At 65.6% G+C, this 7,792-nt stretch carries 9 protein-coding genes and 1 pseudogene; 5 read left to right on the top strand and 5 right to left on the bottom strand.

The genetic code is table 11. The features are described 5' to 3' along the window. Positions 1-86: 86 nt before the first annotated feature. The 5 genes from F6X51_RS17425 (at position 87) to F6X51_RS17445 (ending at position 3,357) form a co-directional block, all read left to right on the top strand. On the top strand, positions 87-437 hold the full coding sequence (locus F6X51_RS17425) for a hypothetical protein (RefSeq protein WP_150964944.1): 351 nt from the start codon (positions 87-89) through the stop codon (positions 435-437). Between the two features lie 157 nt (positions 438-594). Further along, positions 595-1,128: a hypothetical protein gene (locus tag F6X51_RS17430; RefSeq protein ID WP_246696858.1), complete on the top strand. Its 534-nt coding sequence runs from the start codon at positions 595-597 to the stop codon at positions 1,126-1,128. After that, positions 1,106-2,539 (top strand): hypothetical protein, encoded by a 1,434-nt coding sequence (locus tag F6X51_RS17435; protein WP_150964945.1) that lies wholly within the window; start codon positions 1,106-1,108, stop codon positions 2,537-2,539. The genes F6X51_RS17430 and F6X51_RS17435 overlap by 23 nt, the downstream gene beginning before the upstream one ends. 56 nt (positions 2,540-2,595) lie before the next feature. Further along, a complete protein-coding gene (locus F6X51_RS17440; RefSeq protein WP_246696859.1) occupies positions 2,596-2,808 on the top strand; it encodes a hypothetical protein in 213 nt (70 codons plus the stop codon). Positions 2,809-3,105: 297 nt separating this feature from the next. Beyond that, a complete protein-coding gene (locus F6X51_RS17445; RefSeq protein WP_150964947.1) occupies positions 3,106-3,357 on the top strand; it encodes a GCG_CRPN prefix-to-repeats domain-containing protein in 252 nt (83 codons plus the stop codon). A 75-nt stretch (positions 3,358-3,432) separates the two neighbouring features. On the opposite strand, the gene F6X51_RS28005 is transcribed toward F6X51_RS17445, so the two are convergent. The 5 genes and pseudogenes from F6X51_RS28005 to F6X51_RS17465 form a co-directional block, all read right to left on the bottom strand. Beyond that, positions 3,433-3,582 carry a hypothetical protein gene (locus tag F6X51_RS28005; RefSeq protein WP_191970155.1) on the bottom strand — a complete coding sequence of 50 codons (150 nt, stop codon included), beginning with the start codon at positions 3,580-3,582 and terminating at the stop codon, positions 3,433-3,435. A gap of 350 nt (positions 3,583-3,932) precedes the next feature. Continuing rightward, on the bottom strand, positions 3,933-4,538 hold the full coding sequence (locus F6X51_RS17450; RefSeq protein WP_150964948.1) for a recombinase family protein: 606 nt from the start codon (positions 4,536-4,538) through the stop codon (positions 3,933-3,935). Positions 4,539-4,799: 261 nt separating this feature from the next. After that, positions 4,800-6,419, bottom strand: coding sequence for an FAD-dependent monooxygenase (locus tag F6X51_RS17455; protein WP_150964949.1), 1,620 nt, complete (start codon positions 6,417-6,419; stop codon positions 4,800-4,802). A gap of 660 nt (positions 6,420-7,079) precedes the next feature. After that, positions 7,080-7,361, bottom strand: coding sequence for a PRC-barrel domain containing protein (locus F6X51_RS17460; RefSeq protein WP_246696860.1), 282 nt, complete (start codon positions 7,359-7,361; stop codon positions 7,080-7,082). A 227-nt stretch (positions 7,362-7,588) separates the two neighbouring features. Beyond that, positions 7,589-7,726: pseudogene (locus F6X51_RS17465) on the bottom strand (IS3-like element ISMtsp5 family transposase); the annotation flags it as partial. Between the last annotated feature and the right edge of the window lie 66 nt (positions 7,727-7,792).

Below are 7,792 nucleotides of genomic sequence, written 5' to 3' on the forward strand. Positions count from 1 at the left end.
CAATCTAGGTACCACACCTAGAAACCGGTTGACATAGGTGCAAGATGGCCATATCTAGGTATAAGAACCAAATTGGACTGAACCTGATGACCACTCGCAGGCAAATCTCCTGGACCGCCGCCACCCGCGACATGCGGAATGACCGCACGGTCGTTGCCCCTCCTGCAACGATGGCCGAGCGCATCGCCCGTCAGCAGGTTCGCGAGGAGCACGTCCGGCTCTACCGCGTCGCTCAGACCGCCCTCACCATCGCTTGGAGCCGCCCTCTCGCCACCGCTGCCAGCTACGACCGCGCCGCCATCATGAACCTCGCCAACGCCATCGTCCGTGAGCGGATGGCTGCGGTTCTCGGCCAGTCCTACCGCGCCCTGATCGGCAAGGCGCTCAAACAGGCTTGGGCCGCCGCTCACGCCGCCCGCCGCGCCGCTGCTCACTGAGGCCGCCATGAGCCCCGAGCGCCCGCCTTAGATCTCCGTGAGTCAGGAAGGCCATTTTGAGCCTCTAAGCGCCTGAAAGCGCAATCCGCTCAACTGCTTCTCCGGTTGAGTCGACCTCCAGTTATTCACCCTCCCCAAGCCCCGGAGTACACCGGTTATGGCAACGATCCTTCATGATCAGCCTCAACCCGATCCTATCCACGCAGCGATTGCCCGCCACCGCGCCGCCTACGATGCCTTCCAGGTTGCCCCTGAAGGCATTCTCAGCATCGAGGCCAACGATGAGTACGACGCTGCGAGCGACGCGCTGGTCTCGACCGCCTGCGCCTCGCGTTTCGGCGCTCTCGCTCTACTGGGGCATCTCCGTTGGTGGCTCAAGGATGAGGCCGAGTTCCGCGCCGGCCACGAGCCCGCTTACAGCCTCGCAGAAGCCCGCGCCGCCGACCTGACGCTATTCCTCGGCACGCCGCTGCCGCCAGCTCTGCGTCCTGCCACCCCGCCTATGCGCCAGCTTTACGAGCCTTGTCGCGTGCCGGTGAGGCCCTGGCCTGCCTGTCCATCATCGTCGGCGGCATGGGCCCGACCGGCCTCGCTTCATATCTTTAAGCCCCTCGAATTCCTCACAACACGTCTAACCGTCAAGCTATCAAGACAAGGAGCCGTTACCCATGAAAGCGATCAAGCTGTCTAGCTTCATTCGTCGCGATGAGAGCAAGCCGACCCTGCGTCAGCGCGCGGCGTCCCTCAAAGCATCGGCGGTGCGCGTGCTGCGGAAGTCCAATCTGAGCCTGTCGGCACCGGGCTCCGAAGAGGCCAAGGCCCAGTTTCACGCTGCCTCCAGCAAGTTCGATCGTCGCGCCATCGGTGGCACGCAGCACCTCAGTGACGTGCTCCTCCACTCGGATGGTACCTGCTGGACTAAGCGCAGCCTTGGTCTGGCTCTTGAGGAAGGCGCCATCTCGGTAGCGGAGTTCGTGCGCTTGCATCCACTCGCCTGCGAACGCGAAGCTTTCATGGACGCGACCGCCCGCTCGCTGAACCTCGCCGTACTGCACGCCCTCGCTTATGGGGGAGAAGCACAGCCTGATCCTGATGGCGGCGGCGAAATGGACGCCGTGCCCGCGCAACCGGACAAGATCGCCCCGCACTCAGACGTAGCGGGTCCGCATCGTCGCTCGATCGTGCTCGGGTCATTGGCTGGAGTGGCAACGCTGCCCGCGTTAGCAATTCCTACTTTTGCATCCTCTCTGGCCGGTGCATCCGCCGAGCCGCATCCAGACCAAGCCCTGTTCGATGCCGAGGCTGAGATGGTGCGGACCAAGGCTATGTTAGAAGCCGCCGAGAAGGCGAACGGCGAGGCACATTGCGCATTCTGGGAGGGTGTCGGCCCCTGCCCCGCCTTGCTCGTTGTGAAGCCTTGGGAGCACAGAGTCTTCGGCCGCGTGGCCCAGCCCTGGCTCAAGCATAAGCCTCACTGGGCCTGGATACCTCGGCATGAGGGCGACAATGGCAACCCTGATCCGATGGCTCAGGCGTGGACGGTTGAAGGGCTGCGCTCAACGATCCGCGATGCTGTCCTCCTGTTCGGCAGGGGCGGACAGACCCCGCATTTGATCCGCGAGTGGCGCAACCTCTTGCCGGTGGCCGAAGCGTTCGAGAGCCGCAGGGCCGAAATGGATGCTCGCTTCCGCTGCAAGGAGCTGTCGGCTGCTAGGAAGGCTGCGTCTGAGGCGCATCATGCCGCCGGGGTGGCCTTCAGTGACATACCCGCAAAGACCTTGGACGGATTGGCCGTGAAGACGCGCTATCTCGACCAAGCCGCTTGGCATCGGATGCCGAGCAACTGGGTCTCGCTGCTGCAGAGCGCTGCACTCGTCAGTGGCGTGGCGTTGCGCGAGCCGGATTACGATGGGGCCGGGTGGGTGAAAAAATGGGAGGGTGTCGGCGGCACGATCAAGCGGCGTCCCGTCTCTCAAGAAGTGATGTTCTGCGCGCCGTCCGGACCGGCCTCCTCTGAAGCGAAGGCTGAGGTGTCCCGTCTGGTGACCGAGCTTGGGGCGAATGAGGTTGCGATCAACCGCTGGGTTCGGGCTCAGGGCTGATCATAGGCACCATCCACACCTTCACGCCTCGGCAGCGCTATGCCGCCGAGGCTGACGTGCGGGCCCAGATCGAAGAGGCGGCGCAAGCCGCCCTCGACGCCGCCGAGCGCCTGATCGGCATCCTCGACCGGATGGATGGCAACCCCGACGACGAGGATGGCGCCAATGCCGAGCCCTCGCTCGGCGCACCCGAGGACCACGAGAGCCAGGTCGTCTGGCTGCTCGGCTCGGATCGCGACCTCGAAACCCGGACCATCCTCCCCCCATAGGACCGCTTCTGATGAAATCGACCCTTGCCATGCGGGCGTCGCGCCCGCGGCTTGCCCGCTGCCGCCCGCGGCCTCGGCCGGATCCGCAGGCTGCACCGTGATCTTCTCGCCAAAACCGGCCACGAAGCTGGATACGGCAACGTCATCACCGCCGGCGCGCTCCTCGCGGTCTACCTATTGGCGGGGCATAATGCCAAGGCAGCCCAGTCTCGCTTGCACATTTGCGATCACGGCCAAGCTGTTATGCTGGCGTCGGGACGCGCTGTCTGCACTCGTTCCGTCGAATGGGAGAAAGCAATGCTCAAGACGCTCATCCCGGCCGCACTCCTCGCTGCCGTTCTGGTCACACCAGTCTCGGCCGTGCCACTGGCCGCCTTTCCCACGCCCGACAGCAACATCGTCGAGGTCTATGGCGGCTGCGGCCCCTACGGCCATCGGGGCCCCTATGGCGGCTGCCGCCCGGGGGGACAGCGAGGCGGCTATTATGGTCGCGCCTGCCCTCGCGGGTTTCACCTCGGTCGAGGCGGCCGCCGCTGCTGGCCGAACTGACGAAAAAAGAGCGCGGCGCTGCCATCACAGCCGCCGCGCTCCTAGCCGATCTTGTGCTGGTGGCGTGATGCTGGATCAGCTCGGCTGCTCTTCGGTTTCCTCGATCTCGGGATCATCCTCCTCGGGGATGGATGGCGGGTCGCCTTCCGGCTCCTGAGGTTTGGACGGAGGATCACCGATCGGCTTCGGGTCGTCACCAGGACTCGTTGTGCCAGCTTGGCTCATCGTTCCGCTCCCATGCTTCGTTGCACGGAGCAAAGCTGCGATACCCAGAAGCGTTCCTTTCTGTCACATCGGAAGGAAGGCTTCTTGAGCCGCACCTCGATGTTCAACGAATATGACGCCCGTCCTCAGGCACCGAGGTCAGGTCCACGATGTAGCCCTTCGCAGCCAGGGCTTCGAGGACGAGGTACTTCATCGTCATACGCCGGTTGAGTGCTTCATGCCGCAGCCCACTCCACACCTCATCCGGCACTTCGAACTTGGGCGCAGCTGGCTTCACAGGGGCGATGGGGGTTTTGGCCTCTTGAGCCTTTGGGCTGACGGGCTCAACCGCTTCCGCGACCTGTTTTGACTCAAGCGCTGTCGATGCTCCGGTGAACCCATGGTCGCCAGTCGCAGCCGCTTGGGGCGGCCTTCTGAGGATCCAAGAGCCGGTAGACACTCGCCCGACCGATGCCGAGGCGACGCGCGATCTCCGTGGGCCGGATCCCCTCGGCCCTAAGCGCATGAACCTGAGCCGCGTCGATGGAGAGGGGCCGGCCCTTATAGATGCCGTTTGCCTTCGCTTTAGCGATGCCTTCGAGCTGCCGCTCACGACGTAGGTTGGTCTCGAACTCGGCGAAGACACCCAGCATGTCGAGGAAGGCCTTGCCCGCAGCCGTCCCGGTGTCAATGGGCTGCTCAGTCGCCTTCAGGATCGCACCCTTGGCCTTCAGCGTGCGGACGATGTCCTGCAGGTCACCGATGGAGCGCGCGAGCCGATCGACGCGGGTGACGACCAGGCTGTCGCCCTTGCCGATGAAGTCGAGGATGATCGCGAGTTCCGATCGCCCGGCCGTAGTGGTGCCAGATACCTTCTCGGACCGGATGGTGTTGCAGCCAGCAGCTTTAAGCGCCGCGAGCTGGATGTCGAGGTCTTGGTCGGTGGTGCTGACACGGGCATAGCCAATTGCCGCCATTGCGAACCAATTTGTCTCGTATGGATCTAGACCTCCCTCGCAGACTGTCTCGAAAGTGTCAATCTAACCCATACGAGACGTGGAAAGTGTCTCACGGCTTAGTCTCACATGGGTATACCCTAGCGGGCAAGACGAGCCCTGCATCAGGGACATAATCGTGCCAGTAGGACTCTAGAAGCGTGACAAGCTCGCGTTCCAGATCGCTAGCCCTTCAATCGGAATGGGCTCTCGGTCAGGCGGGACGTTCCACACGGCCAGGCCCTATCGGAACGATGAAGAGGCAGCGTCCGCGAAAACCTTCGTCAAATACTCACTCAAGCCCTGCTCTCTCCACGACCGGCCGCGCCAAGCAATGTAGCCATCCGGTCGCACGAGATAGCTCATCGCCTCCGGACCGTAGGCGGCGGCGAACGCTCCCGAGCGATCCGCAAGGAGCGTCAGACCCGGCGCCGCGCTCGCCCTGACTTCCCCAGCGATGGTGGCGACGCGCAGGTGCGTCCGCATGGTTAGGGGCAACTGCTGCACCCAGCGCGACAGCTCAGGGACCGCCTCGGTCTCGGCGCGGCCGAGGTAGACGACGAGAACGTGCTCCGTGCCGCGCAGGACATCGAAGAGGCGCAGCGGGAAGCCAAGCCCGGGCCGCACGAGACCGCCGACGTCGGGCGCGCGATCACCGGCCGCGGGCCCGGCCGCGTTGGTTCCGGCCGCCTCGTCGTTGACGAAGGCCGTGCCGCGGTAGGAGACCAGCACCTGGGTGTCGGCGAGCCGGTCCGGCGCGGCGCCCCGCTCGCGCCCGTAGCCCTCGCTCGCCGCGCGCGTGCGCGCCACCACGTCCGCGCCGACCGGGCGGCGCTCCGCCTCGTAGCTGTCAAGCAGGCTCTCGGAACTGGCGCTGCGCAACACCAGGGCGAGCTTCCATGCCAGATTGTAGGCGTCCTGAATGCCGGTGTTCATCCCTTGGCCACCGGTCGGTGGGTGGATATGGGTGGCGTCGCCCGCGATGAAGCAACGCCCCTGCCGGTAGGCTGCGGCCAGACGCATGCTGATGCGGTAGACGGAGGACCACCGGAGGTCCGACAGGCGCGGCCGGTCCGGCAGCAGGTCGTCGGCCACGGCCTGCAGGTCGGCGAGGGCGGGACCGCGAAGCTCGGCCTGGATGCCATGGTCTGTGCCGCCGGTCGGCACAAGCTGCGGCGGGGCGAGCATGGAGACGCGATAGCGGCCCAGCTCCGGCAGAGGGATGGCGATGAACATGGCGGGCGGACCGCCCTCGACGAGGCGTAGCGCGCGGACTGCCGTGCCGTAGGGCACGTCCCAGCCGATATGGACGTCGCCCAGCATGAAGGGCCAGGGATAGGCCTCGCCCTCGAAAGCGATGCCGAGCAGGCGGCGCACGCTGCTGTGCGCACCGTCGCAGCCCACGACGTAGCGGACGCGCGTTTCCTCGGCTGCTCCCTCCACGGACTCCAGGCGCACAGCGACGCCGTCCGCATCCTGCCGCAGGCCGACCAGGGCGACACCGCGCTCAACTGGGATGCCGAAGCGCGCGAGCCGGCGCGCCAATATGCGCTCGGTCTCGTATTGCGGCAGGCCGAGCTGGGCATAGGGCAGGTCCAGGGCGGGGGCGGGGGCGTCCTGCGGCGGCTGGCCCTGAATGATCGAGCGCAGCCCGGTAAGCCACAGGCCCGCGTCGATCATCTCGCGGGCGAGCCCCATGTCGTCCCAGACCTCCAGCGTCCGGGGCGTGACGCCAATGGCACGGCAGTAGGGCAGCGGTTCGGCGAGACGGTCGGCGATGCGGCAGCGCACCCCGTGCCGGGCCAGCTCACAGGCAAGCGTCAGCCCGACCGGCCCCGCTCCGACCACAAGCACATTCGACATAACTTCCTCCGCTGCTGGTTCCGGCAGAGCGACGTTCAATCCTGCCCGCAGGTGCTGGGTGCGGTCTCCCCGGCGAAGCGATCGCCGATCCAGTCTAGGGCGGTGGACGCGGCGTCAGGTGCTTTGTCTCGTGCCAGTCAGGGATGGGGTAGGCGTTGCCCAGGACGGTTCAGGTGCCGAACGCACCCGGAGGAGCCTGTGACTGGGCTTCGGCTTCTTGGAGGCGATGAGCATATTCTCGCACCATCGCATCCACGTGACCGAGAACGTTCTCGTAGGCTTCCCGCTAGCCCTCCTCGTTGGCTTCCTCCAGCCATTGCGAGAATTCCTCCTGCAATGTGTCGAGGACCACTGCACCGCCCTTCAAGTTTTCAAGCGTGCGTTCCGGGTCGGGCATCTTCTGCTCCGCGGTCACGGGCTGGCGACAGAAACCTGATGGTAGCAGGACCAGACCCCAACTCAGCCGTTGGTTAGGATCGCACGGGAAGTCCCAGGGCGGCCGCGGGCCGTTCGCGGCAGCGTACCGCGAAAGTCGCGACGGGCCGCCGGCGCGCATCTTGTGCGGCTCAGCGATGGCGCCGGCCGCGCCCTCGGGACGAAAACCGCCGGCTCTCGGTGTTCTACGCCACCGCGGAGCTACCCCCACCATCCACAAAACGCCTACGGCAAGATCGGGATCTGCCGGATGGTCTCGCGTGTGCCGCTGACGGTCAGGTCATTGTCGGCCTGCCGTAGGAGGGGGACCGGGATGCTGATCTTCCCGCCACCGAGCCAGCGCCGCCGTGTCACGACCGCAAGGAGCGTGGTGCCGTCCTGCGAGACCCGTACATCCTGCACGCGGCCCACGACAAGCTTGTGATCGGCATAGAGCCAGCGGCTGCGCAGGGTCGGGACCAGCGAGGCCGCACCGCGCGGGGTCGATTGCAGCCGAAGCAGGAGCAAACGCTCCGAAGAGGCGTCGGCATGGTCCGGTCGTGGCCAGACCGCTTTCGTCCAAGCCCACCGGGTGCTGTTCCGATAGGGCTTGCTCTACCGGACCTTAGCAGGTGTGCGACGCCATTTGCCGACTGAGCATTAGAGCGTCGCAACTGGGCTAACGGAGAAGCTGCAGTCCCGCGAACGTGAGCGTCGCTGTAGCGCCTTCGGTTTGTGAGACACCGGGAAAGAGCCTACGCGGCGAGGGCCGCAGGTGAAGGTCGTGCCTGGCGGGCAGCGGCTGGCGACTGGAAGCCGAGCCGCTCGATGAGCCAGGTGGTGTTGTAGGTTTCGCGGAAGGCAAGCAGCGCCTTGCGCAAGGCCTCCAGGGTGTAGCGCCTTCGGTTTGTGAGACACCGGGAAAGAGCCTACGCGGCGAGGGCCGCAGGTGAAAGTCG

It is taken from the genome of Methylobacterium planeticum (assembly GCF_008806345.1).
Classification (GTDB): domain Bacteria; phylum Pseudomonadota; class Alphaproteobacteria; order Rhizobiales; family Beijerinckiaceae; genus Methylobacterium; species Methylobacterium planeticum.

Excerpts from the sequence above, each read along its gene's own strand:
- F6X51_RS17430 (WP_246696858.1), top strand. The coding sequence starts at position 595 with ATGGCAACGATCCTTCATGATCAGCCTCAACCCGATCCTATCCACGCA.
- F6X51_RS17435 (WP_150964945.1), top strand. The coding sequence starts at position 1,106 with ATGAAAGCGATCAAGCTGTCTAGCTTCATTCGTCGCGATGAGAGCAAG.
- F6X51_RS17445 (WP_150964947.1), top strand. The coding sequence starts at position 3,106 with ATGCTCAAGACGCTCATCCCGGCCGCACTCCTCGCTGCCGTTCTGGTC.
- F6X51_RS28005 (WP_191970155.1), bottom strand. The coding sequence starts at position 3,582 with ATGAGCCAAGCTGGCACAACGAGTCCTGGTGACGACCCGAAGCCGATC.
- F6X51_RS17450 (WP_150964948.1), bottom strand. The coding sequence starts at position 4,538 with ATGGCGGCAATTGGCTATGCCCGTGTCAGCACCACCGACCAAGACCTC.
- F6X51_RS17455 (WP_150964949.1), bottom strand. The coding sequence starts at position 6,419 with ATGTCGAATGTGCTTGTGGTCGGAGCGGGGCCGGTCGGGCTGACGCTT.
- F6X51_RS17425 (WP_150964944.1), top strand. The coding sequence starts at position 87 with ATGACCACTCGCAGGCAAATCTCCTGGACCGCCGCCACCCGCGACATG.